Here is a 21,783-nt window from a genome sequence, read left to right as displayed (position 1 = left end):
TGGCACCGTGCCCGATCTGGCGCATTGCAGCTCCCATCCGGTTGCGCCATTCCGGCGCACCGATGCGCGATGCTGTCCAAGGAGCTGCCCATGCCGTTGCTTTCCGTAAAATCGCTGCTTGCCGGCGGCGCTCTTCTCGGCCTTGCGGTGCCCGCCGGCGCCAGCCTTGCCGCGACCTCCCCGGACACGCCCGCCCTGCAGGCCGACACGGCCCGCGCGCAACTTCAGCAGCGCTACGACGAACTCAGGCAGGCGATGGAGCAGCGCTCGCCCTCGGGCATCGAGGCCCTGCTTGCCCCCGGTTTCACCAGCACCGAACTCAGCGGACGCACGCTTGATGCCAAGGCCATGATCGCCGAGTTGCAGGACGCGCCCGCTGCCCCCGATCGCGACACCCGCACCACGATCAAGGCCCTTACCCTTGATGGCAACGAGGCCCGGGTGCGCCAGACGATGACCGCCAGCGCACAGGTTCGCGGCCACGCAATGGAGATGATCGCGCTGGCCGAAGACACCTGGGTCCACGGCGAGGACGGCTGGAAACTGAAGACCACGACCTCGCAGGAGATGACCGTCACGCAGGACGGCAAGGTCATCCGCCAGGCTCGCCTGGACGATGCCCCCGAGCCTCTTCGCGAAACGCCGCCTCCCCGCGCCGTGGCGATTGCCGGACCGCAGATGGAAGGGCGTTAAGACTCAGGAAGAAGAATGCTTTTCAAGGGGTCATCACCCCTTGACCCCGGAATCGGCCACCTCACCTTTCTCGGTCTGAGGTGGCGCGCGGGACGTAGGCTAGACGGTTTCGGGAGCCCGAGGGCAATGGCCCTCGGATCTGTGCCTTTTCCTACTCCCATGAAAAAAGGCCCGGAAAGATCCTGCGATCCCCGGGCCCCTTTTTCCAAGATTTCCGCTCAGGCGGGAGGCGTGCCGGTCAGGCGGCTTCCTCGGCCTTGTCGCCCTTGAGGACGCGGACGGGTTCCTTGCGGCCCGCCACCACGTCGCCATCGACGACGACTTCGGCGATGTTCTCTTCGGTCGGCAGGTCGTACATCGTGTCGAGCAGGAGCCCTTCGACGATGGAACGCAGGCCGCGCGCGCCGGTCTTGCGGTCGATCGCCTTCTGGGCAATCGCCTCGAGCGCCTCGTCGGTGAACGTCAGTTCGACGTCCTCCAGGTCGAAGAGCTTGGCGTACTGCTTGATCAGCGCGTTCTTGGGTTCCTTGAGGATCATCACCAGGGCGGCGATGTCGAGGTCCTCAAGCGTCGCGATGACCGGCAGACGGCCGACGAATTCGGGGATGAGGCCGAACTTGAGAAGATCCTCGGGCTCGCTCTTCTGGAGCAGTTCGCCCACGCGGCGCTTGTCGGGATCGGCAACGTGCGCGCCAAAGCCGATCGAGCGCTTCTGGAGGCGATCGCCGATGATCTTTTCGAGCCCCGCGAAGGCGCCACCGCAGATGAACAGGATGTTCGTGGTGTCGACCTGCAGGAACTCCTGCTGCGGATGCTTGCGTCCGCCCTGCGGCGGGACCGAGGCCGTGGTGCCTTCCATCAGCTTCAGCAGAGCCTGCTGCACGCCTTCGCCCGACACGTCGCGCGTGATCGACGGGTTTTCGGCCTTGCGGCTGATCTTGTCGATCTCGTCGATGTAGACGATGCCGTGCTGCGCCTTCTCGACGTTGTAGTCGGAGGCCTGCAGCAGCTTGAGAATGATGTTCTCCACGTCCTCGCCCACGTAACCGGCTTCGGTCAGCGTGGTGGCGTCGGCCATGGTGAAGGGCACGTCGAAGGTCTTGGCCAGCGTCTGGGCGAGAAGGGTCTTGCCCGAGCCGGTCGGCCCGACGAGCAGGATGTTCGACTTCGACAGCTCGACGTCGCCCTGCTTGCCCGCGTGCTTGAGGCGCTTGTAGTGGTTGTGGACAGCCACCGACAGGACACGCTTGGCGCGCTCCTGGCCGATCACGTAGTCGTTCAGCGTCTCGCAGATGTCACGGGGGGACGGCACGCCGCCATCCTTCTTGCCCGCGATCCCCGCCTTCGTCTCTTCGCGAATGATGTCGTTGCACAGCTCGACACACTCGTCACAGATGAAGACCGTGGGTCCCGCGATCAGCTTGCGCACTTCGTGCTGCGATTTCCCGCAGAAACTGCAGTACAGGGTGCTTTTCGCGTCAGATCCGCTCAATTTCTTCGCATTCCATCTAAAGGCCCCATCGCGGGCGACTCGACGAGTCTACCTTGGACGGGGGCGGTTTAGCAATCCTAGGCGGTCAACGTTGACAGGGGGTGAAGGGACCGATCCGCCAATTCCGGCCCCTCCCTGTCCACGCCCGGGAGGCGATCAGCCCTCCGGCTTGTCCGCGTCGGGACGGGTCTCAAAGACCTTGTCGACCAGGCCAAAGGCCAGGGCTTCCTCGGCCTCGAGGAACGTGTCACGGTCCATCGCCTTCTCGATCTCGTCGAGCGACTTGCCCGTGTACTTCACGTAGAGATCGTTCAGGCGGCGGCGCATGCGCAGGATCTCGCGGGCCTGGATCTCGATGTCCGAGGCCATGCCCTGCGCCCCACCCGAGGGCTGGTGCACCATGATGCGCGCATTGGGAAGCGCGATGCGCATGCCCGGCTCACCCGCTGCGAGCAGGAAGCTGCCCATCGAGGCGGCCTGGCCGATGCACACGGTCGAGATGCGCGGCTTGATGTACTGCATGGTGTCATGGATCGCCATGCCCGCCGTGACGACACCGCCCGGCGAGTTGATGTACATCGAGATGTCCTTCGAGGGATTTTCCGATTCCAGGAACAGCAGCTGCGCGACGATCAGCGAGGCCATGTGGTCTTCGACCTGACCGGTCACGAAGACGATGCGCTCGCGCAGGAGGCGCGAATAGATGTCGAAGCTGCGTTCACCCCGGCTGGTCTGCTCGACGACCATCGGCACGAGCGCGCCGGTCACGGGATCGGTGGTGAATTTTCCTTGAGCGCCTGACGCGCCAAACAGGTCGAGCATGGGATTCCTCATCTGGTTGCCTGCCTTATTTCGCGTGCCCTATCCCGATGTTCAAGGGCATAAACCCATCAATCGGTGTATGGATTGCGACAATTGCTCCACAATTGCCCAAACCACCCCGCTCCGTCCCGCACTCGGACGCCTGAAGGCGGGGAAATTGACAGGCCTGCGTGCACTCCCCACCACGGATGTCGCAGCCACCGAATCCGCGCAGTTCCCGGTCAATGTACCGCCCGGGCCGCCGGACCGGCCCCGGAGACAAGGCATGACCTCGAAATGAACGCGCGCGCCGCAGCAGGGCGCATCCCCTGGAACGCCCTGATCACGGCGAGCGCCTTTGCCCTCCTGCTTTTCGCGATCGCTGGGTCACCCGGCACCGGGGCCCCTGGTACGACGAATTCTACACCCAGGCGGTCACCCTGCCCACGCGCAGCTGGAGCGACGCGCTGCGCACGAGCTGGCTGCGCGACAACCATCCCCCCTTCTACTATGCGCTGATGCGCGCGAGCGCCTGGCTGGGACCTGTCCCGCGCCACCGGCTTGTCCATCTTGCCATCCTGGCCGCAGCCGGGCTTGCCGGGTGGGCCCTTGTCCGGCGCGACCCGCAGCTGCGCGCCAGCGCCCTTGCCGCCTTGCTCGTGCTGCTCGGTGCGCGCGCCACGATCCACACGGCGAGCGAGCTGCGCTCCTATTTCCTGTCGCTGTGCCTGGGCGCGGTGCTGGCGCTTTCCCTCCTGCGCAGCTGGACCGCGCCCGAGGGCCGCGACCGAGCCGCCCTTGTCTCCGGTTTCACCGCGACGTTCCTCGCCTTCAACACGCATATCGTGACGACGCTGCTGTGCGGCGCGCTCTACGTGCCCTTCGTGGGCGCGGCGCTGGCGCTGCGCGATGGCCCGCGGCTGCGCGCGCTCCTGCCAGCCCCACTGGTCGCGGGCGCGGTCTTTCTGGGGGTCACCGCCATACAGGCGCGCTACTGGGGGGCCAATACGGCCCATTTCTGGATCGAGGGAGGCCTGGGCCCGCTGCTGGACACGCTGCGCTATGCCCTGCAGCGCACGCTCGAGGCCAATCTGCTGCTGCTCGCCGCCGCCACGGGAGGCGGGCTCCTCCTCGTCCGCGAGACCTGGAGGACCCGCCGCCTCGCGCCCCACGCGGCAGGAAGCCTGCTGCTGGGCGGTGGGCTCGCGCTCGGCCTTCTCGTGCTAAGCGCGCTCCACCTTGGCCTGCGACCGATCCTGATCGAAAAGTACCTCGCCCCCGCCGTGGGCGTGCTGGCCGTCCTCCTGGGCCTGTGCGCCGCACGCCTGGTGCGCGCCTGGCCCACCCATCTTGCCAGCCTGCTCTTCCTGGCCGCGCTGGTGGTGGGCGGCCTTGAACTGCGCCACAACGCCCTGTGGGCGGCCGAGCGCGAGACCTGGAACGGGACCGGCCGGATCATCGCGCGCGTGCAGGCGGCCTGCCCCGGGACCCGGGTCTTCATCGATCCCTACTGGAACGCCGATCTCATCGCGATGCCCCCGGCCGACAACGCCCGCGTCGTGCCCTTCGCCTATCGGGAGGTTGCCCGGCACCTGGGCTTCACGCTTGCCCCGCAAGGCTCCCGCACCCTTTCGCGCGACTGCCCCAACCTGTTCTGGGCCGAACATGACCCGGACAGCCACTTCACCGCCGCCCGAATCCGGGCCCACCTGCGCGGCCAGGGCTTCGCGCTCGACACACTCACGCTGACGCGCGTGGGCTACGGCTGGATCGCCAGCGACCGTCCCCTCCCCCGTCGAACCAACTAAGCTGGAAGCCCGGAGACCGGACGCAAGAAGGCCCGGCATGGCGACCATGCCGGGCCTTCGTGAGCCGATCGAACGCGGAGCCGGGCTCCGCGAACGCGATCAGTCTTCCTTGGCAGCCGTCTTCTTGGCCGGAGCCTTCTTGGCGGGAGCCTTCTTGGCGGCGGGCTTGGCCTCGCCGTCCTCGGTCTTCTTGGCAGCGGCCTTCTTGGCCGGAGCCTTCTTGGCCGGGGCCTTCTTCTCGGCCGCTTCGTCACCGGCTTCGGCGTCGTCAGCCTTCTTGGCCGCGGCCTTCTTTGCCGGCGCCTTCTTGGCGGGCTTGGCTTCGGCCTTCTCGGCTTCGCTTTCCTCGGCTTCGATCGCGGCCTGAAGTTCCTCGCGGGTCACTTCACGCTCGGTCACTTCCGACTTCTCGATGAGGAAGTCGACGACCTTGTCCTCATAGAGCGGCGCGCGCAGCTGGGCGGCCATCATCGGGTCCTGCTGGACGTATTCCATGAAGCGCTGGCGGTCTTCCGGGCGGTACTGCTGGGCAGCCTGCGAGACCAGCATCGACATTTCCTGCGAGGTCACTTCGACGCCGTTGGCCTGGCCGATTTCCGACAGGAGCAGGCCAAGACGCACGCGGCGCTCGGCGATCTTGCGGTAATCGTCCTTCTCGTCCTCGATCTCCTTGAGCGCGGCTTCGGGATCTTCCTCGTTCGAGGCTTCCTGGACGAGCTGCTGCCAGATCTGGTTGAACTCGGCTTCGACCATCGAGGGCGGCACGTCGAAATCGTGACCGGCGGCAAGCTGGTCAAGCAGCTGGCGCTTCATCGCGGTGCGGGTGAGACCGGCGGTCTCCTGCTCGAGCTGGCCCTTGATGAGGCCCTGGAGCTGCTCGAGGCTTTCGAGGCCGAGCTGCTTGGCGAACTCGTCGTCGACGGTGCTCTCGACCGGCGCCTTGATCTCGTGGGCGACGATGTCGAAGGTGGTTTCCTTGCCGGCGAGGTGCGCGGCCTGGTAATCCTCGGGGAACGTCACGGTGATGACGCGCTCGTCACCGGCCTTGATGCCCACGAGCTGCTCTTCGAAGCCGGGGATCAGCATGCCCGAACCGATCGTGATCGGCTGCTTTTCGGCCGCGCCGCCCTCGAAGGGCTCGCCGTCGAGCTTGCCGGTGAAGTCGCAGATGACCTGGTCGCCGTCCTCGGCTGCACCGTCCTTGGTCTCGAAGCGCTGCTGCTGGCTGGCGATCTTCTCGACCTGCTCGGTGACGGCGTCCTCGGCGACGGGGACGGTCAGCTTTTCGAGCTTGAGACCATCGATCGAGGGCGTGTCGATCTCGGGGAGAATTTCAAGCGCGACGCTCAGTTCCGCGTCCTTGCCCTGCTCGTAGCCTTCGCCGAGCGAGACGTCGGGGTTCATCGCGGGACGCAGCGCGTTGTCGGCGACCAGCTTGTCCATCGCTTCGCGGATGACGTTGTTGAGCATGTCCTGGTGGATCGCGTCGCCGTGCATCTTGCGCACGAGGTTGGCGGGAACCTTGCCGGGACGGAAACCGGGCATGCGGACCTGCGGGGCGATCTTCTTGATCTCGCCCTCGATGCGGTCGGTGATGGTGGTGGCCGGGATGGTCACCGTGTAGGCGCGCTTCAGGCCCTCGTTGGTGGTTTCGACGATCTGCATCTCAATGCCTTCCTGTGCAATCCGTGGAGCCGTGCACGGCCAAATGCCGGGCGCGACCGATTCGCATGCCACATCCGGCCATGCGCGACGGACTGGTGCGGGCGAAGGGACTCGAACCCCCACATCTTGCGATACCAGAACCTAAATCTGGCGCGTCTACCAGTTCCGCCACGCCCGCATTCGGATGAAGCCTAAAACTCAAGGGACGTGCCCTTATAAGGCCACGGGCAAAAGGGCAAGCTCCGCGAGTCGCATTGCCCGGGGTGCATCTCCCGAAACAGGGGGCCTTGCAGGCCAAATCCCCCCTCCCCACTTCGAGGAGACAAGCCTCGCCGTGCGTGGCGAGGCCAACGCGAGGAGGTCCCGATGGCAACCCGTCCCGACGATACGCCCGGCCAGACACCGCCCGAAACCCCGCCCGTGCCCAGCGACCCGGGCCCTGCGCCCGTGCCCGACGAGGCCCCCTTTCCCGGGCCCGACACCGATGCCCCGGATACAGGGCCCGCCGAATTACCGGGCCTCTAGAAGCCCGCCTGCGCCCCGGCTGCGAAAAGCCGCAGCCAGCTGCCAAGCCCGCCTGATCCAGCGGAGCGGGCCGCCCCCGGCGCGCCGGAAACCGCGCCATCCACGGCCGTACAGGCAAGGCAGTAGGCCTGGATACCGCTGGTCCCGGCAAGCGCTTCGACTGCACGGCCCGCCTGCGCCATCCGACGCGCATGGACCCGCGCGGCCAGCGCGGCGTAGTCCGAGATCGCCGCCTCTTCGCCCGAAGGACGGGCAAGGACCTGCGCCAGGAGCGAATCGAAGGGATCGGCAGGCTCGGCGAGGTACTCCGCGTGCCAGGCCTTGTTGCCCACGCCGCCCTTCTTCGCGGCATAGGCGAGTGCGGCATCGAGGCCGCCCATTTCGTCGACAAGACCGCGTTCCATCGCCTCGCGCCCCGACCAGACCCGGCCCTGCCCCACGGCGTCGACCGCTTCGGGGGTCATGTCGCGTGCCTTGCCGGCAACGCCCAGGAACTTGGCGTAGGTCGATTCGACCGAGCCTTGCAGAAGCGCGTCCACCTCAGGCGAGAAACCGCCCAGGATGTCCGGTTCACCCGACAGCGGCGTGGTCTTCACCCCGTCCGATGTGATGCCCAGGTCCCCCAGCGTCTTTTCAAAGCTGGTGACGACCGCGAAGACCCCGATCGAGCCCGTGAGCGTGTCGGGCTCGGCAAAGATCCTCTCGCCCGCGGTCGAGACCCAGTAGCCCCCGCTCGCGGCCAGGTTGCCCATCGAGATGACCACCGGGATCTTCTTCTCGCGGTAACGCAGGATGGCCCGGCGGATGCGCTCGGAGGCCATGGCCGAGCCGCCCGGGGAATCGACCCGCACCACCAGCGCCTTGAAGCCCTTGTCGAGATTGTCATCGAGCAGGCGTGCGATGCGATCGCCCCCGGCGCTTCCCGGCCCCGCATCGCCATCGACGATGGTGCCCGCCACGGTGACGACGCCAATCGTCTCCCCCTTGGTGGGAGCCGGATTGGCGGTCAGCCAGGTCGCAAGCGCGGTGTGGCGGTAGCGCGCCGCGTAATCGCTCGTGTCCTTGCCCTTCGCCTCGCCGACGATCTTCGCGACGCGCTGTTCGAACTCGGTCCTGTCGCCGATACGGTCGACAAGCCCGGCCGCTTTCGAGGCGTCGGCCAGATCGCCCTTGCCCGCCGCAATCCAGGCCGCCGGGTCCTGCGTCATCTGCGCGACCGACGCCTTCGGGCGTGCCTTGGCGAGGTCGGCCTTCCAGCCCTCCCACAGCGCGCCGTAGATGTCCTGATAGTTCGCCTTCGCCGCCTCGGACATGTCCGCGCGCAGGTAGGGCTCCACCGCGCTCTTGTAGGTGCCCACCCGGTAGACATGGGCCTTGACCCCGAAGCGATCAAACAGGTTCTTGTAGAACAGGTGGTTGCCGCCCGGCCCCGAAACGAAGGCCGCGCCCATGGGATCGACCCAGACCTCGCTCGCATGCGCGGCCAGCAGCACCCCGTCATCGGCGTAGGCGTTGGCGAAGGTGAGCACCGGCTTCTTCGCCGCGCGCACCTTGTCGATGGCGGCGGCCACCGCGCGTTCGTGGACCTGTCCGCCACCGAGGAAGCGCGAGAGGTCAAGCACGACCGCGGTGATCCGCTCATCCTTTGCCGCGCTCTCCAGCGCGCGCACGACGTCGCGCACCGGGTACTCGCCCACCGGCGCCTGCTGCGCGAGCAGCAGCTGGAAGGGGTCGGGCGTGCTCTTCTCCTCGACCAGCACGCCGTCGAGCTGGAGCAGCAGCGCGCCGCCCTCCACCTTTGCCGGGCTTGGACGCAGGCTCAGCGCGGCAAACAGCACCGTAAAAAAGCCGATCAGCAAAAGGAGGACGAGCGCGTCCTTGATGCCGACCAGCAGCTTCCACACCTTGGAGGCGAATTGCATTGGAACTCCCGGATAAAATCGACCGAACCTAGCGCCCTGCCCGCAGCTGGGGAAGGCCCTCTTCGCCCGGCGTGCGACACGCACCGATCAGCGTCGTGCGAATGGGGCTTGAGTGGGACCGGGAGCGGGCCTAAGGCCCTGTCTTCGATGACAGCTCCAGAATATACCTATCCCGAAGGCCGCGCGGCGTTCCCGCACGACGGCCTTGTCGGTATCGCCGGCCTTGCGCCCCACGAGATCTGGTTCCTCCTCGACGAGGCGGAACAATGGGTCGAACTCAACCGGGGAGCGCAAAAGCGCCGTGACGTCCTGTCCGGGCTGACCATCATCAACGCCTTCTTCGAGAATTCGACGCGCACGCTGCTCAGTTTCGAGATCGCGGGCAAGCGCCTGGGCGCGGACGTCGTCAACATGGCCGTCGCCACCTCCAGCGTGAAGAAGGGCGAGACCCTCATCGACACGGCCATGACGCTCAACGCCATGCGCGCCGATGCCATCGTCATCCGCCACTCCAGTTCGGGCGCGGTGCAGCTCATTGCCGACAAGGTCGACTGCCCGGTCCTCAACGCAGGCGACGGGCAGCACGAGCATCCGACGCAGGCGCTGCTCGATGCGCTCACCATCCGCCACGCCAAGCGCGCCTTCAACGGCCTTCGCGTGACGATCTGCGGCGACATCCTGCACAGCCGCGTCGCGCGCTCGAACATCCTGTGCCTGACCTCGCTGGGCGCGGATGTGCGTGTCTGCGCCCCGCCCGCGCTCATGCCCGCCGACATCGAGCGCATGAACGTCAAGGTCTTCCACGACTTCGACGCCGCGCTGGCGGGTTCGGACGTGGTCATGATGCTGCGCCTGCAGATGGAGCGCATGGAGGGCCAGTTCATCCCCTCCCCGCGCGAATACCGCCACCTCTATGGCCTCTCGCAGGAGCGCCTCAAGCTGGCCGAGCCCGACGCGCTGGTCATGCACCCCGGCCCCATGAACCGGGGCATCGAGATCGAAAGCAACGTTGCCGACATGATCGACCGCTCACAGATCACCACCCAGGTCGAGATGGGCGTTGCCATGCGCATGGCCTGCCTCGAAGTGCTCACCCGCAAGGGCCGCAAGATGGAGGGTTGGGCATGAGCCAGCACGCACCGCTGACGATCCGCAACGGACGCATCCTCCACGCCGACGGCACCATTGCCGAGGGCACGCTGCGCGCCGAGGGCGGCTTCATCACCGAGATGGGCCCCGACGTCACCGCGCGCGAGGGCGACACCGTGCACGATGCACGCGGACGGCTCGTCACTCCCGGCCTTGTCGATCTGGGCGTCTTTGCCATCGACAAGCCCGCCTTCCATTTCGGCGGCATCACCCGCGCCGCGCTGATGCCCGACCAGCCGACCCCGCTCGACATTCCCTCGCGCGTGCGTTTCGCCGCGCTTTCGGGAAAGCCGGACTTCTGGGTCCACCCGCTGGGCGGGGCGACGCGTGAACTCAAGGGCGAATCCCTCGCCGAGATCGCGCTCATGCGCGAGGCTGGCGCGAAAGCCGTGGCGACCGGACGGCGCTGGATCGGCGATTCGGGCACGATGCTGCGCCTGCTCCAGTACTGCTCGATGCTGGGCATGACCGTGATCGCCCACGCCGAGGACGCCGGCATCACCGGCAAGGCCGTGGCCACTGCGGGCGAGATCGCCACGCGCCTGGGCCTGCCGAGCGCGCCGGCCGAAGCCGAAGCCATCGCCATCGCGCGCGATGTCGCCCTTGCCGAACTGGCGGGCGCGGCCATCCACTTCCGCAACGTGACCACGCGCGCCGGGCTCGACCTCGTGCGCGCGGCCAAAGACCGCGGCCTCAAGGTCACCGCGGGCGTGTCGCCGGGCTACTTCATGCTCTCGGACCTGGCCGTCGCGCAGTTCCGCACCTTCGCCCACCTCTCGCCCCCGCTGCGCTGCGAGGAGGACCGCAAGGCCGTGATCGCGGCGATCGGCGATGGCACCATCGATGTCATCGCCTCGGGCCACGACCCGCGCGGCTCGGAAGACAAGCGCCTGCCCTTCGCCGATTCCGCGCCCGGTACCGCCGGGGCCGAAACGCTGCTCCCGCTCACCATGAACCTGGTGCGCGACGGCGTGATCGACATGGCGCGCGCCTTCGATCTCCTCGCCGCGACCCCGGCAAGGCTGCTGGGCGTGCCCGCCGGACGCCTCGAAGTGGGCGCCGAGGCCGACATCGCGGTGATCGATCCCGACCGCCCCTGGATCGTCGATTCGGACAAGATGGCCGCAACCGCGGGCAACACCCCCTTCGACAAGCAGCCCGTCCAAGGCCGCGTGCTCGCGCTGTTCAAGGGCGGCATGACGCTCAAGACCAAAGCGGCCTAAGTCCCTCTCCACGTGGCCGAACAGGCACGAAAACAGAAAAATTGATCCGAGGGCCATCGCCCTCGGGCTCCCCGAACTGTCGACCTCACCTTCCGCGCGCCAGGGTGGCCCAAGAAGGTGAGGTCGCCGATTCCGGGGTCAAGGGGCGATGGCCCCTTGAAATTTCTGCCCACTTCACCGCCCCAAAAAAGAGGCCACCGTCCCCGGGGGGACGATGGCCTTCAGGTTCACATGGAACTGGTTGAAACGGATCAGCGCGCGTAGCGCGGACCGCTTGAATTGCGAGCAAGGAGCGCGCCGGGCAGCGGGCGCGTCTCGGCGTAGGCGAAGCAGCCCCCGCCGCGGTTCTTCACCGCCGCGCACATCGACTTCGCGGCACGTCCATCGAAACCTTCCGCGGCAACGCGGAAATAGCGGCGTCCGGCGACTTCGGCCTCGGTGATGCGCATGGTGTGGTTCTTGAGACGCGGATCGCGCGCCACGAAGATTCCCCAGGCGCGCTCGGCACCTTCCATCGTGCGGAACGAGCCGAGCTGGACAAGGTGCGTGTCGTCGGTGCTGGCCGTGTCCGCCGACGCGGTGCGGACCGGAGCAGCGGCCTTGGCCGGAGCCTTCGCCGCCAGAGCCGAACGGCCCATGCGCACTTCGGGAAGGCGCTGGACGACAGGCGTCGACACGAAACGGACCGATCCGGCGGTTTCGGGTGCGACGGCAAGGACGGCCTCGGGCTTGGGAGCCGGAATGGATTCAATGTCAGCCTTGGCCGGCGTGCGCGGGGGCGCAGCCATCGGCGCGGCGGCCGCAAGAGCGGGAAGCTCGGCCTGTGCCTGGACCGGCGCATCCGTCATCGCCAGCGACTGCGGCACTGCGTCGGCCTTGGCGAACGCCGCGCCGTCGGAACGGCCGTTGAGCGCAAGCGCCACGGGCTGGCCGGGATCGCGCACATCGAGCGGCGTTCCGAGGAGACTTGCGATCCGCAGGCCGCTGTCGGCATCGCGCGCGCTGCGGGCCCATTCGCCCAGACGTGCGTCGAGCTGGTCGCCCGGAACGTCCTGCGAGGCAATGATCCGCGCCTGCGCCCACTGACCGCTCAGGGCATAGGAATAGGCAAGGTTCTGGCGCGACTTGGGGGTGTTCTCCCCGCCGCGCACGACATCGGTGAGGATGGCAACGCCCTGGCTCGGACGGCCTGCCAGCGAAACGGCCAGGCCAAGATCGCTGGCCGGGATGCGGTCGCGCCACTGCGCGAGGACACGCAGCGCGTCGGCATTGTGCCCCGCACCGATGCTGGAGAGGACGAGGCCAAGCGCGGTGCGCGGGTTTTCATCGCCCAGCGCAAGCGCGTCGCGGAAGGTGGTCTCGGCCGACTGGAAGCGGCCCGCAGCGAGATAGGTGTGCGCAAGCTCGCTGCGGCGCGAGGCCGATTCGAACGCGCGCTCGACCCGCTTCTCCGCCTTGAGGATGTCCTTGGAAACCTCTGCGGCGTAGGCCTCGCTCGACCCGGTTTCCGCCTCGCTGCGCGCAAGCGCGGCGTGGCTGACGAAGCCGCCCAGAAGGGACGCGGCAAGCGCGGAACAGACGGCAAAACCAGCCTGGCGCGGGGAAAGGTTCACTCGGGACATCCGGCAGCTCCTCGTCGATGGGTCGCGGGTGCGAGGGCTCTTACGAGCCCGCGACGCGGCGACCGAAGCCACCGACCGGACGGGCCATGCCCTGCGCCGGAGCGCTCTGGCCGGGCGCGGCAAAGACGGTGCGGCGGAAGTTCTTTTCCAGGCGGTCGGCGATGTAGTTCCACAGCGCGCCCACTTCCTGCGAGGAGCGTCCGTTGGGATCCACTTCCATCACCGTGCGCCCGTCGATCATCGAGGCCGCAAAGTCGGTGCGCTGGTGCAGCGTGACCGGGGCCACCGTGCCGTGCTGCGAAAGCGCGACAGCGGCTTCGGCGGTGATGCGCGCCTTGGGAGTGGCCGCGTTGACCACGAACATCAGCGGCTTGCCCGCGCGTTCGCACAGATCCACTGTTGCACCCACGGCGCGCAGATCGTGCGGGCTCGGGCGGGTCGGGACGACGATCAGTTCGGCCACCGAGATGACGCTCTGGATCGCCATGGTAATGGCCGGCGGGGTGTCGATCACCGCGAGCTTGAAGCCCTGCTGGCGAAGCACCTGAAGGTCATTGGCAAGGCGCGCGACGGTGGTCTGCGCAAAGGCGGGCAGTTCGGCCTCACGCTCGTTCCACCAGTCGGCCAGCGAACCCTGCGGGTCGATGTCGATCAGAACGACCGGGCCTGCCCCGGCGCGCTGCGCTTGAACCGCCAAGTGGCCGGACAGAGTCGTCTTGCCCGATCCGCCCTTCTGTGAAGCCAGTGCCAGTACTCGCAAAGTCGGTCCCCCACGAAAACCCCAAAGCGGGGTCTGAAGAATGTCGGGAACTGGAATCGCAGACCGTTCCTAATTTACCGTTAATCAGCGTAAATTTTGCACACTCGATCCGTGCAGCCGGGTATTTTCGCGGCTTTTGCAGGGGACTTTTTCCCTAACCCGGCCTTTACCGGACCCATGCAGATTGCGGGCAAGCACCTGCGACTCCGCAGGCGAGGACAAAAGTCGCGCGCCCTCCTATGCTTGCGCCATGAGATTCGCGAAGGGACCTGCCTTGATCCACTGCCGCCGCCCCCACCTGCCGCTTCGTCGCGCGTTCACGGGGGGATTCGCCGCACTGGCACTGCTCGCCGCGAGCCCGCCCGCACACGCGGCGCAGGACACAGGCGCTGCGGCCCGCGCAGACGTCAAGGCGGGCGTCGATGCCTGGTCGGCCGGAAACTACGCCGAGGCCGTCGCCCTGTGGCAACCGCTTGCCGCGAAGGACGATCCCGACGCCCTGTTCAACCTTGCCCAGGCTTACAAGCTGGGACGCGGCGTCCCCGAGGACCTGGACCAGGCGCGCAGCCTCTACGGGCGTGCCGCCGCGCTCGGCCACGTCCAGGCCGCCGACACCTATGGCCTGCTCCTCTTCCAGGAAGGCGAACGCGAGACGGCCCTGCCCTACATCAAGGCTTCCGCCCGTCGCGGCGATCCGCGCGCGCAGTACGTCCTTGGCATCGCCCACTTCAACGGCGACTTCGTGCCCAAGGACTGGGTCGAAGCCTATGCCCTGCTGACACTGGCGCGGCAGGACGGCCTGCCCCAGGCCACCAAGGCCCTCGCGCAGATGGACGGCTACATCCCGCTCGACCAGCGCCAGGAAGGCATCGCGCGCGCAGGTCAGCTCGCGCAGGAGAGCCGGGCCGAGCGCACACGCCAGGCCACGACGAACGAACTTGCAGGCCCTTCACAGGACACCGCTGCGGCGGTGCTAACCGCATCGCGCGAGGCCGATCCTCTCACGCAAGCTTCGACACGCGCTCGCGGTACAAGCGCCGCCGAGGCGGGCGCCGACTACGCGCGCCCAGCCCCTGCGGCCAACGCATGGCCAGCCCCCAGCGTCGCGTTCGGATCAGGCAGTTCCGCACCTACAGCCAAGGCCAAGGCCAAGGCGTCCCCGGCGGCGCGCCGACCGACCAGCGAAACCACGCCGCCTGCCGCGAAACCGGCCACACCGCGCATGACGGGGCCATGGGAATTGCAACTCGGTGCCTTCGGGGTGGAGGGCAATGCCCAGAAGCTGTGGAACAAGGTCCGCACCCGCCCCGAGGTCCAGGGTGCCATCCGACGCACCGAACCGGCCGGACGCCTGACCGTGCTCTTCGCCAGTGGCTATCCCTCGCGCAGCGCGGCGAGTTCGGCCTGCGCCAAGCTCAAGGCGGGCGGCTACGACTGCCTCGTGACCCGGAACTGACCCCATCGCGGACACCGCCCGCCCCAGCGCCTCCTCACCCGAGGAGGTCGCCGCCGGAGCGCGGCTCCTCTCGCTCGACCTGCTGCGCGGCGTCGCGGTTCTGGGCATCCTTGCCATCAATATTGCCGGGTTTGCAGGCCCGCTTGCGGGCACGATCAGCCCGGCCCTGACCCGCGCGCATACCCTGATCACCTCGCCCTGGGACAACGCCGCCTTCGCGGTCTCGCTCGTCCTGTTCGAGGGCAAGATGCGCGCGCTCTTCTCGCTGCTCTTTGGTGCAGGCGTGATGCTGTTCTGGCAGAGCGCCGAGCGGCGCGGGGCGGATGGCGATGTCCTGCAGGTGCGACGCCTCGCCTGGCTGCTGGGCTTCGGTTTCCTCCACTATGTTCTCTTGTGGTGGGGCGATATCCTCTTTGTCTATGCGCTGTGCGGCCTCGCCGCGCTGATGCTGCGCCCCCTGCCCACGCGCCCCCTGGTGATCGTGGCGCTCGCGCTCTTCTATGGATGGCACCTGTGGGGCCTGTTCGAACTGGCCCCGCTCGTGCGGGCCGAGACGGCCCTTCGCGAGGGCCACGCCAGCGCGGCGCAGGCCAAAAGCGTCGCCGCCTGGTTCGAGGCGGTCCGCACAGGGCTCACCGAGGATCTCACCGAGGCGCGTTACACCTATCTCGAGCTTGCCCTCGCCAAGCTGCGCGAGCGCCCGTTCTGGCAGGTGAGCATGACCTGGAACATCTTTTCCGAGACGCTCCCGCTCATGCTCCTGGGCATGGTGCTGGTGCGCAGCGGCTTCTTCGATCCGGCAAAGGCGGTAAAACTGCGGTTCTACGCAGGCCTTGCCTGCGGCCTGAGCGGCCTTGCCTTCAGCGCGACGTTCACAGCCTGGGCCCTTGTCCATGACTTCCCGCCGGTCGCGATGGAGGCGGCCCTGTCCTGGGGCCTCGCGCTCCCCCACCTCCTCACCGCGATGGGCTACGCATCGCTGCTGGTCCATGCCACGCCCCGCCTTGCTCCCACCCGCCTGGGGCAACGCCTGATCGCGACAGGGCGCATGGCCTTCAGCAACTACATCGCCACCAGCCTGGTCATGACCGCCATCTTCTACGGCTGGGGGCTGGGCCTGTTCGCCCGTTTCGGGCCCGCCGCGCAAGTGCCCTTCGTGCTTCTGGGCTGGGCGCTCATGTTGGGGCTGAGCGCGCCGTTTCTCAGGCGATTCCGGCGCGGTCCGCTGGAGTGGCTGTGGCGCTCGCTGGTCGAAAAACGCTGGCTCCATAACGGCTTCTAAGAATCGTTAGCAATACTATTGCGATCCATTCTCACATGCGTATAGTGGACCTCAACGAGGATTCGCTCATGTACGTATGTATCTGTAATGCCATCCGCGAGAAGGACCTGCGCTGCGCCGCCCGGCGTATGAACGGCGATGCCGAAGCCGTCTACGCCGCCATGGGCCGCAAGCCCCAATGCGGACAATGCCTCGACGAGGCCGAAGAGATCATCGCCGAGGAAGTGGAAGCCGCCAGCTACCCCGCGGCGGCCTGAAGTCTCTCCTATTCGGCTGAGAGACTGGCAAAAAGCCTGCCCGCATCTCGGGACAGGCGGGTAAAAATCGATTGCCTTGCCTTGCCCATGTGCGTCTGGGCGATCATACTCGCGCGCAAATTCCCAGCAGGAGATGCGCCATGAAGGGCGACGCACAGGTCATCGACTACCTGAACAAGGCCTTGTTCAACGAACTTACCGCGATCAACCAGTACTGGCTGCACTACCGCATGCTCGACAACTGGGGGATCAAGAAGCTCGCCGAGTACGAGCGCCACGAATCCATCGACGAGATGAAGCACGCCGACATCCTGGCGGACCGCATCCTCTTCCTCGATGGCCTCCCCAACTTCCAGGCACTCGGCAAGCTGCGCGTGGGCGAGGACGTCGAAGACATCCTCAAGTGCGACCTCGCGCTCGAGCATGACGCGATCCCGCTCCTCAAGGAAGCCATCGCCCACTGTGAAGCGGTGCGCGACTACGTCAGCCGCGAGATCTTCGAGCGCATCCTCGAGAGCGAGGAAGAGCACGTCGACTACCTGGAAAAGCAGTTCGACATGATCGCGCGCATGGGCCTGCAGAACTACTGCCAGCTCCAGAGCGAGGCCGCCCAGGCCTGAGCCGACACGAACCGGACGCACCGCGCGCGATGACGGACTTCTGCAAAGGCCTGGATCTTGCCCTTCCGCTGATCCAGGCCCCGATGGCGGGCACCTCGACGCCCGCCCTTGCCGCGCAAGTCTGCCGCGCCGGTGCGCTCGGCTCGCTCGCCATCGGCCACCTCGATCCGGCCGGAGCCGCCGCGGCGCTCGCGGACCTTGCCAGCCGCACCGACCGGCCCTTCAACGTCAACCTCTTTGCCCACGCGCCTGCCGCCGTCGACCTTGCCCGCGAGGCTGCCTGGCTTGACGCCTTGCGCACGCGCTTTGCCGCCTTCGGCGCCGCGCCGCCCGCAAAGCTCTCCACCATCTACGACAGCTTCACCGGCAACGCGGCCATGCTCGGCGTGGTTCTGGCCGCCGCCCCGCGCGTCGTCAGCTTCCACTTCGGCCTGCCCGAAGCCCCCGCCATTGCCGCGATGAAGGCCGCAGGCTCCCGGCTGCTGGCCAGCGTGACCTCGCGCGCGGAAGCCGAAGCGGCGCGCCGGGCCGGGATCGACATGGTGATTGCGCAAGGGTGGGAAGCGGGCGGCCATCGCGGCGTATTCGATCCCGAGGCGCAGGACGCGCAGCTCTCCACCGCGCAGCTCCTTGCCGATCTTGTCGCCTGGGGCGAACTGCCCGTTATCGCGGCGGGCGGCATCATGGATGGGCGCGGCATCGCCGACGCGCTCGAAGCCGGAGCCGCCGCCGTCCAGATGGGCACCGCCTTCCTCGCCTGCCCCGAAAGCGCGAGCGACGCCGCCTACCGCGCGCGCCTTGCCTCCGATGCGGCCTACGAGACGGTGATGACGCGCCTCATCTCGGGGCGGCCCGCGCGCTGCCTTGCCAATGACTTCACCGCTCTGGCGCAGATTCCCGGCCTGCCCGACGTGCCCGCATATCCGCGTGCCTACGACGCCGGAAAAGCGCTCAACGCGGCCGCGAAAGCCGCTGGAGAGACCGGCTACGGCGCGCAGTGGGCCGGGACCGGCGCCCCGCGCGTGCGCCCGATGGGCGCGGCCGATCTCGTCCGCACCCTGGGGGCCGAACTCGCCGCTATTCAGCGCCCGGCGTAGGCATCTGCGCGGTTCGGGTATCGGTGCGGTACCGGTCGAACCAGTCGAGGATCGCCGAGGCCTTTGCCGCCGACTGTGAAGGCCGCGCCGCGATCCCGCCATGGCTCGCGCCGGGCACCTTCACCAGCGCGGTCGGCACGCCCCGGATCTTGAGCGCGGTATAGTACTGCTCCGATTCGCTGACCGGCGTGCGGTAGTCCTCCGCGCCCACCACCACGAGCGTGGGCGTCGTCACATTGCCCACCAGGCTGAGCGGCGAGCGCTTCCAGTAGACCATCGGCTCTTCCCAGACCGGCTTGTCGAACCAGTGGTCGTGGTAGACCGGCGCGCCGTCGGAGGTCAGCGTGAAGCTGCCCCAGTCGATCACCGGTTTCTGCGAGGCGGCCGCCTTGAAACGGTCGGTCTTGCCCACGACCCAGGCGGTCAGCACGCCCCCGCCCGAACCGCCGGTGACGAACAAGTTGTCGGGATCGGCCACCCCGTCCGCAATCGCGGCGTCGACGGCGGCCATCAGGTCCTCGTAGTCGGGGCCCGGGTAGTTGCGGTCGATCAGCCGGGCGAACTCCTCACCATAGGACGTCGAGCCGCGCGGGTTGGTGTAGAGGACTGCATAGCCGTGCGCCGCGTAAAGCTGGTAATCGGTCGAGAAGGTCCCGCTGTAGGCCGACATCGGCCCGCCGTGGATCTCCAGGATCAGCGGCGCCTTTTCGCCCGGCGCGAGTCCTGGCGGCGTGACCAGCCAGGCATCGACGGGCCGTCCGTCGGGCGCGGTCACGGCCAGCTTGCGCACCGGCGCCATCGCCTTGTGGTCGATCCACGAACCATTGAGGTCGGTCAGGCGCTCGCCCTTTCCGCCCCCGCTGCTGACCCACAGGTCCGCCGGGCGGTCGGTGCCATTCGCGGTATAGGCGATGCGCCCGCCCTTCGAGACCGAGAAGCTGCCGCCCGTATAGGGCCGGTCGAAGTGCCCGCCCTGTGTCAGCCCCTCGACCAGGACCTTGAGCGATCCATCGAGGCCCACATTGCCGACCTTGCGCACGCCCTTCTCGTCGTAGAGCACGTAGAGCGTCGAATTGCCCACCCAGATCGCATCGTCGATGCTGAGGTCATGCGCACCCGTCAGCGAGCGCTTGGCGCTGCCATCGGCGTTCATCACGTAAAGCTCGGTGTTGGTGTAGGAGTGGAGCGCGTCGTCGAAACCGAAGTAGGCGATGCGCTGGCCATCGGGCGAAACCAGCGGCCCCGCATCGGGACCGAACCGGCTGGTCATCGCGCTCACGACGCCGCTGGCCACATCAACGGCGTAGATCTCGCCGTCGGAGGGCTTCACCTCCCAGTCGGCCTTGCGGTTGCCGGTAAAGAAGATGCGCGTGCCATCCCCGCTCCAGGCAAGCCCGCCCTCATCTGCAAAGTTTCCGAAGGTCAGCTGGCGCGGCGCGCCGCCCGTCGCCGGAACCACGAAGACATGCGCCGTGCCCGGCTTGACGTAACCGCCGCCATCGCTGCGGTAGGTGACCTTGTCGATGACTTCCAGCGGCTCGGCCCACTGCGCCCCTTCCGGCTTGCCCGAGGGGGCGGAGCCCAGTGAAAGCCCTTCGCCCGGAACCCGCGTCGCATAGGCAATCTGGCTCCCATCGGGCGACCAGGCGAGGCTGCCCGGACTGTCGGGAAGGCCCGTCACGGCGACATCCGCGCCCCCTTCCATCCAGAGCACATGCAGCTGCGGCGCGCCCTCGCCATCGCTGGAGATATAGGCCAGGCGCGCGCCATCGGGCGACCAGCGCGGCGCGAAGTGCGCGCCCTTGCCCGCCACCAGCGGGCGCTGCATGCCGCTTGCCACGTCGACCAGCCAGAGCGAGGGCACGGCGCGGTCGGTCATGATGTCGGCGGCCTGGCGCACGTAGACCACCTGCTTGCCATCGGGCGAGATCTGCGGATCGGTCACCCCCTGGAGGCGGAAGAGGTCGCTGGGCACGAAGCCGCGCTCGGGCCCGGCCTCTGCGGCGGCGGCGGCGGGAGCTTCCTGCGCCAGCGCGCCTGGCGCGTACGGGACGCCTACGGCCACGGCACTTGCCACGAACATCATCCAACGCTTTGCGGCCACGGTCTTTCTCCCCATACTTCGGACGCGCCAAGTCTTGCGCCTCGCCGTGAAAAAATCCACCCTCGCTATGACTTTCGCACGGCCATGATGGAAAGGCCGGCACTTTCATGGATGAGCACACGAAGCCGATGCCCCAGTTGAAAAAGCCCGCCTTTGAAGTCGAGGACGGCGGCTACGTCGCCCTCCTCGTCCTGGTGACTTTCGCCTTTGCCTATCTTGTCGCGCCCTTCTTCGGCGCCGTCTTGTGGGGCGTGGTCGCCGCGCTCATGTTCGAGCCGATGACGCGCAAGCTCGCAGGCACACTCGGCGGGCGCAAGAACCTGGCCGCCGCCCTGGTCCTGATCCTGCTGCTGGCGCTGGTCATCCTGCCCACCATCGTGCTCGGCATCAGCCTCGTGAACGAGGCCTCCGCGGTCTACGCCAAGATCAAGGCGGGCGACATCTCGATCCCGGCCATGCTCAAGCAGATCGAGGGGTCACTACCCGACAGCATACTCCAGTTCATCCGCCAGTACGGCCTGACCGACTTCAACACACTGCGCCGCATGTTCGGATCGAGCGTGACCACCGGGCTCCAGACCGTCGCCTCGCAGGCGCTGGTGCTGGGCCAGGGCGCGCTCAGCTTCCTCGCCGCGCTGGGCGTCATGCTCTACCTCACCTTCTTCCTGCTGCGCGACGGGCAGCGCTACACCGAGCTCGTGCGCGGCGCGATGCCGCTGCGCCCCAAGATGCGCGATTCGCTCTTTGCCCACTTCACCGTCGTCGTGCGCGCGACGATGAAGGGCACGGTGGTCGTCGCCGTCATGCAGGGGCTTGTCGGCGGGATCATCTTCTCCCTGCTGGGGATCGAGGGGGCGCTCCTGTGGGGCGTGCTGATGGGCTTTCTCTCGCTGCTTCCGGCCGTGGGCACCGGGCTCGTGTGGGTCCCGGTCGCGATCTATCTCCTTGCCACCGGCGCGGTCTGGCAGGGCGTGGTGCTGATCCTGGCGGGCATGTTCATCATCGGCATGATCGACAACGTCCTGCGCCCGATCCTGGTCGGTCGCGACACGCGCCTGCCCGACTTCGTGGTGCTGATCGCAACGCTCTCGGGGCTCCAGCTCTTCGGCCTCAACGGCTTCATCGTGGGGCCTGTCATCGCGGCCCTGTTCATTGCGATGTGGAACATCGTGCGCGAGCAGCGCGAGGAAGCGCGCCGTCCGCTCGACACCGCGCTCAGCGAGGAGGAGGCCGACGCCGCCCGCAGCGAAGCCGAAGCCCACCCGGGCTGACCGGCGGGCCCTACGCACGAAAAAGCCCCCCGGAAG

19 protein-coding genes and 1 tRNA gene are annotated in these 21,783 nt (G+C 67.6%); 11 read left to right on the top strand and 9 right to left on the bottom strand.

The genetic code is table 11. From position 1 onward, the window contains the following. Window positions 1-90 precede the first annotated feature (90 nt). A complete protein-coding gene (locus tag MBENS4_RS13565; protein ID WP_039391360.1) occupies window positions 91-693 on the top strand; it encodes a nuclear transport factor 2 family protein in 603 nt (200 codons plus the stop codon). Between the two features lie 238 nt (window positions 694-931). Here MBENS4_RS13565 and clpX read toward each other — a convergent pair whose 3' ends face one another. Both clpX and clpP read right to left on the bottom strand, forming a co-directional pair. After that, window positions 932-2,185 (bottom strand): ATP-dependent Clp protease ATP-binding subunit ClpX, encoded by a 1,254-nt coding sequence (gene clpX / locus MBENS4_RS13560; RefSeq protein ID WP_039391358.1) that lies wholly within the window; start codon window positions 2,183-2,185, stop codon window positions 932-934. A 156-nt stretch (window positions 2,186-2,341) separates the two neighbouring features. Continuing rightward, entirely contained in the window at window positions 2,342-3,007 is a 666-nt protein-coding gene (clpP, locus tag MBENS4_RS13555) for an ATP-dependent Clp endopeptidase proteolytic subunit ClpP (RefSeq protein WP_039391357.1), read from the bottom strand. 497 nt (window positions 3,008-3,504) lie between these two features. Between clpP and MBENS4_RS13550 the strand changes: the two genes are divergently transcribed. Continuing rightward, complete coding sequence (locus MBENS4_RS13550; protein WP_039391355.1) at window positions 3,505-4,794, top strand: hypothetical protein; 1,290 nt, start codon at window positions 3,505-3,507, stop codon at window positions 4,792-4,794. A gap of 99 nt (window positions 4,795-4,893) precedes the next feature. Here the strand turns inward: MBENS4_RS13550 and tig are convergent, their stop codons facing one another. Next, window positions 4,894-6,459 (bottom strand): trigger factor, encoded by a 1,566-nt coding sequence (gene tig, locus MBENS4_RS13545; RefSeq protein WP_039391353.1) that lies wholly within the window; start codon window positions 6,457-6,459, stop codon window positions 4,894-4,896. A gap of 93 nt (window positions 6,460-6,552) precedes the next feature. Further along, window positions 6,553-6,637: transfer RNA gene (locus MBENS4_RS13540), tRNA-Leu, on the bottom strand. A 188-nt stretch (window positions 6,638-6,825) separates the two neighbouring features. Between MBENS4_RS13540 and MBENS4_RS26140 the strand changes: the two genes are divergently transcribed. Further along, window positions 6,826-6,984: a hypothetical protein gene (locus MBENS4_RS26140; protein WP_199904381.1), complete on the top strand. Its 159-nt coding sequence runs from the start codon at window positions 6,826-6,828 to the stop codon at window positions 6,982-6,984. Here the strand turns inward: MBENS4_RS26140 and sppA are convergent. After that, window positions 6,981-8,906 carry a signal peptide peptidase SppA gene (gene sppA / locus MBENS4_RS13535; RefSeq protein ID WP_039391351.1) on the bottom strand — a complete coding sequence of 642 codons (1,926 nt, stop codon included), beginning with the start codon at window positions 8,904-8,906 and terminating at the stop codon, window positions 6,981-6,983. The two genes, MBENS4_RS26140 and sppA, sit on opposite strands and share 4 nt — an antisense overlap. 147 nt (window positions 8,907-9,053) lie before the next feature. Between sppA and MBENS4_RS13530 the strand changes: the two genes are divergently transcribed. Together MBENS4_RS13530 and MBENS4_RS13525 are read left to right on the top strand one after the other, a co-directional pair. Next, the gene (locus MBENS4_RS13530; protein ID WP_039391350.1) at window positions 9,054-10,034 is read left to right on the top strand and encodes an aspartate carbamoyltransferase catalytic subunit; all 981 of its coding nucleotides are present in this window, start codon (window positions 9,054-9,056) and stop codon (window positions 10,032-10,034) included. Further along, entirely contained in the window at window positions 10,031-11,278 is a 1,248-nt protein-coding gene (locus MBENS4_RS13525) for a dihydroorotase (RefSeq protein WP_039391348.1), read from the top strand. Before MBENS4_RS13530 ends, MBENS4_RS13525 begins: the two co-directional genes overlap by 4 nt. A 251-nt stretch (window positions 11,279-11,529) precedes the next feature. Here MBENS4_RS13525 and MBENS4_RS13520 read toward each other — a convergent pair whose 3' ends face one another. Then, window positions 11,530-12,900 carry a tetratricopeptide repeat protein gene (locus tag MBENS4_RS13520; protein WP_039391346.1) on the bottom strand — a complete coding sequence of 457 codons (1,371 nt, stop codon included), beginning with the start codon at window positions 12,898-12,900 and terminating at the stop codon, window positions 11,530-11,532. A 40-nt stretch (window positions 12,901-12,940) separates the two neighbouring features. Then, window positions 12,941-13,660 carry a ParA family protein gene (locus tag MBENS4_RS13515; RefSeq protein WP_039391344.1) on the bottom strand — a complete coding sequence of 240 codons (720 nt, stop codon included), beginning with the start codon at window positions 13,658-13,660 and terminating at the stop codon, window positions 12,941-12,943. 274 nt (window positions 13,661-13,934) lie between these two features. On the opposite strand from MBENS4_RS13515, the gene MBENS4_RS13510 reads away from it, so the two are divergent. Further along, window positions 13,935-15,116, top strand: a complete 1,182-nt coding sequence (locus MBENS4_RS13510) for an SPOR domain-containing protein (RefSeq protein ID WP_242404898.1) — start codon at window positions 13,935-13,937, stop codon at window positions 15,114-15,116. A gap of 34 nt (window positions 15,117-15,150) precedes the next feature. On the opposite strand, the gene MBENS4_RS26695 is transcribed toward MBENS4_RS13510, so the two are convergent. Then, window positions 15,151-15,297, bottom strand: a complete 147-nt coding sequence (locus MBENS4_RS26695) for a hypothetical protein (RefSeq protein WP_242404897.1) — start codon at window positions 15,295-15,297, stop codon at window positions 15,151-15,153. A 66-nt stretch (window positions 15,298-15,363) separates the two neighbouring features. Between MBENS4_RS26695 and MBENS4_RS13505 the strand changes: the two genes are divergently transcribed. The 4 genes from MBENS4_RS13505 to MBENS4_RS13490 all read left to right on the top strand — a co-directional run bounded on the left by MBENS4_RS13505 (window position 15,364) and on the right by MBENS4_RS13490 (window position 18,372). Continuing rightward, window positions 15,364-16,398 carry a DUF418 domain-containing protein gene (locus tag MBENS4_RS13505; RefSeq protein WP_242404896.1) on the top strand — a complete coding sequence of 345 codons (1,035 nt, stop codon included), beginning with the start codon at window positions 15,364-15,366 and terminating at the stop codon, window positions 16,396-16,398. A 68-nt stretch (window positions 16,399-16,466) separates the two neighbouring features. Then, window positions 16,467-16,655 carry a (2Fe-2S)-binding protein gene (locus tag MBENS4_RS13500; RefSeq protein ID WP_039392418.1) on the top strand — a complete coding sequence of 63 codons (189 nt, stop codon included), beginning with the start codon at window positions 16,467-16,469 and terminating at the stop codon, window positions 16,653-16,655. Between the two features lie 140 nt (window positions 16,656-16,795). Then, complete coding sequence (bfr, locus tag MBENS4_RS13495) at window positions 16,796-17,275, top strand: bacterioferritin (RefSeq protein WP_039391340.1); 480 nt, start codon at window positions 16,796-16,798, stop codon at window positions 17,273-17,275. Window positions 17,276-17,304: 29 nt separating this feature from the next. Further along, window positions 17,305-18,372, top strand: coding sequence for an NAD(P)H-dependent flavin oxidoreductase (locus MBENS4_RS13490; protein WP_039391338.1), 1,068 nt, complete (start codon window positions 17,305-17,307; stop codon window positions 18,370-18,372). On the opposite strand, the gene MBENS4_RS13485 is transcribed toward MBENS4_RS13490, so the two are convergent. Continuing rightward, window positions 18,353-20,458 (bottom strand): S9 family peptidase, encoded by a 2,106-nt coding sequence (locus MBENS4_RS13485; RefSeq protein WP_144400948.1) that lies wholly within the window; start codon window positions 20,456-20,458, stop codon window positions 18,353-18,355. The genes MBENS4_RS13490 and MBENS4_RS13485 overlap by 20 nt on opposite strands. A gap of 125 nt (window positions 20,459-20,583) precedes the next feature. On the opposite strand from MBENS4_RS13485, the gene MBENS4_RS13480 reads away from it, so the two are divergent. Continuing rightward, window positions 20,584-21,747, top strand: coding sequence for an AI-2E family transporter (locus tag MBENS4_RS13480; protein WP_239026536.1), 1,164 nt, complete (start codon window positions 20,584-20,586; stop codon window positions 21,745-21,747). The last annotated feature ends 36 nt before the right edge of the window (window positions 21,748-21,783 follow it).

It is taken from the genome of Novosphingobium sp. MBES04, assembly GCF_000813185.1.
Lineage (GTDB): Bacteria > Pseudomonadota > Alphaproteobacteria > Sphingomonadales > Sphingomonadaceae > Novosphingobium > Novosphingobium decolorationis.
This window is presented reverse-complemented; position numbering and strand designations above follow the sequence as displayed.

Excerpts from the sequence above, each read along its gene's own strand:
- MBENS4_RS13485 (WP_144400948.1), bottom strand. The coding sequence starts at position 20,458 with ATGATGTTCGTGGCAAGTGCCGTGGCCGTAGGCGTCCCGTACGCGCCA.
- clpP (WP_039391357.1), bottom strand. The coding sequence starts at position 3,007 with ATGCTCGACCTGTTTGGCGCGTCAGGCGCTCAAGGAAAATTCACCACC.
- sppA (WP_039391351.1), bottom strand. The coding sequence starts at position 8,906 with ATGCAATTCGCCTCCAAGGTGTGGAAGCTGCTGGTCGGCATCAAGGAC.
- MBENS4_RS13500 (WP_039392418.1), top strand. The coding sequence starts at position 16,467 with ATGTACGTATGTATCTGTAATGCCATCCGCGAGAAGGACCTGCGCTGC.
- bfr (WP_039391340.1), top strand. The coding sequence starts at position 16,796 with ATGAAGGGCGACGCACAGGTCATCGACTACCTGAACAAGGCCTTGTTC.
- MBENS4_RS13480 (WP_239026536.1), top strand. The coding sequence starts at position 20,584 with ATGGATGAGCACACGAAGCCGATGCCCCAGTTGAAAAAGCCCGCCTTT.
- MBENS4_RS26695 (WP_242404897.1), bottom strand. The coding sequence starts at position 15,297 with ATGCGCGCGGGTCAGGGCCGGGCTGATCGTGCCCGCAAGCGGGCCTGC.
- MBENS4_RS13520 (WP_039391346.1), bottom strand. The coding sequence starts at position 12,900 with ATGTCCCGAGTGAACCTTTCCCCGCGCCAGGCTGGTTTTGCCGTCTGT.
- MBENS4_RS13530 (WP_039391350.1), top strand. The coding sequence starts at position 9,054 with ATGACAGCTCCAGAATATACCTATCCCGAAGGCCGCGCGGCGTTCCCG.
- MBENS4_RS13525 (WP_039391348.1), top strand. The coding sequence starts at position 10,031 with ATGAGCCAGCACGCACCGCTGACGATCCGCAACGGACGCATCCTCCAC.
- MBENS4_RS13565 (WP_039391360.1), top strand. The coding sequence starts at position 91 with ATGCCGTTGCTTTCCGTAAAATCGCTGCTTGCCGGCGGCGCTCTTCTC.
- MBENS4_RS13490 (WP_039391338.1), top strand. The coding sequence starts at position 17,305 with ATGACGGACTTCTGCAAAGGCCTGGATCTTGCCCTTCCGCTGATCCAG.
- MBENS4_RS26140 (WP_199904381.1), top strand. The coding sequence starts at position 6,826 with ATGGCAACCCGTCCCGACGATACGCCCGGCCAGACACCGCCCGAAACC.
- MBENS4_RS13505 (WP_242404896.1), top strand. The coding sequence starts at position 15,364 with ATGCGCGCGCTCTTCTCGCTGCTCTTTGGTGCAGGCGTGATGCTGTTC.
- tig (WP_039391353.1), bottom strand. The coding sequence starts at position 6,459 with ATGCAGATCGTCGAAACCACCAACGAGGGCCTGAAGCGCGCCTACACG.
- MBENS4_RS13550 (WP_039391355.1), top strand. The coding sequence starts at position 3,505 with ATGCGCGCGAGCGCCTGGCTGGGACCTGTCCCGCGCCACCGGCTTGTC.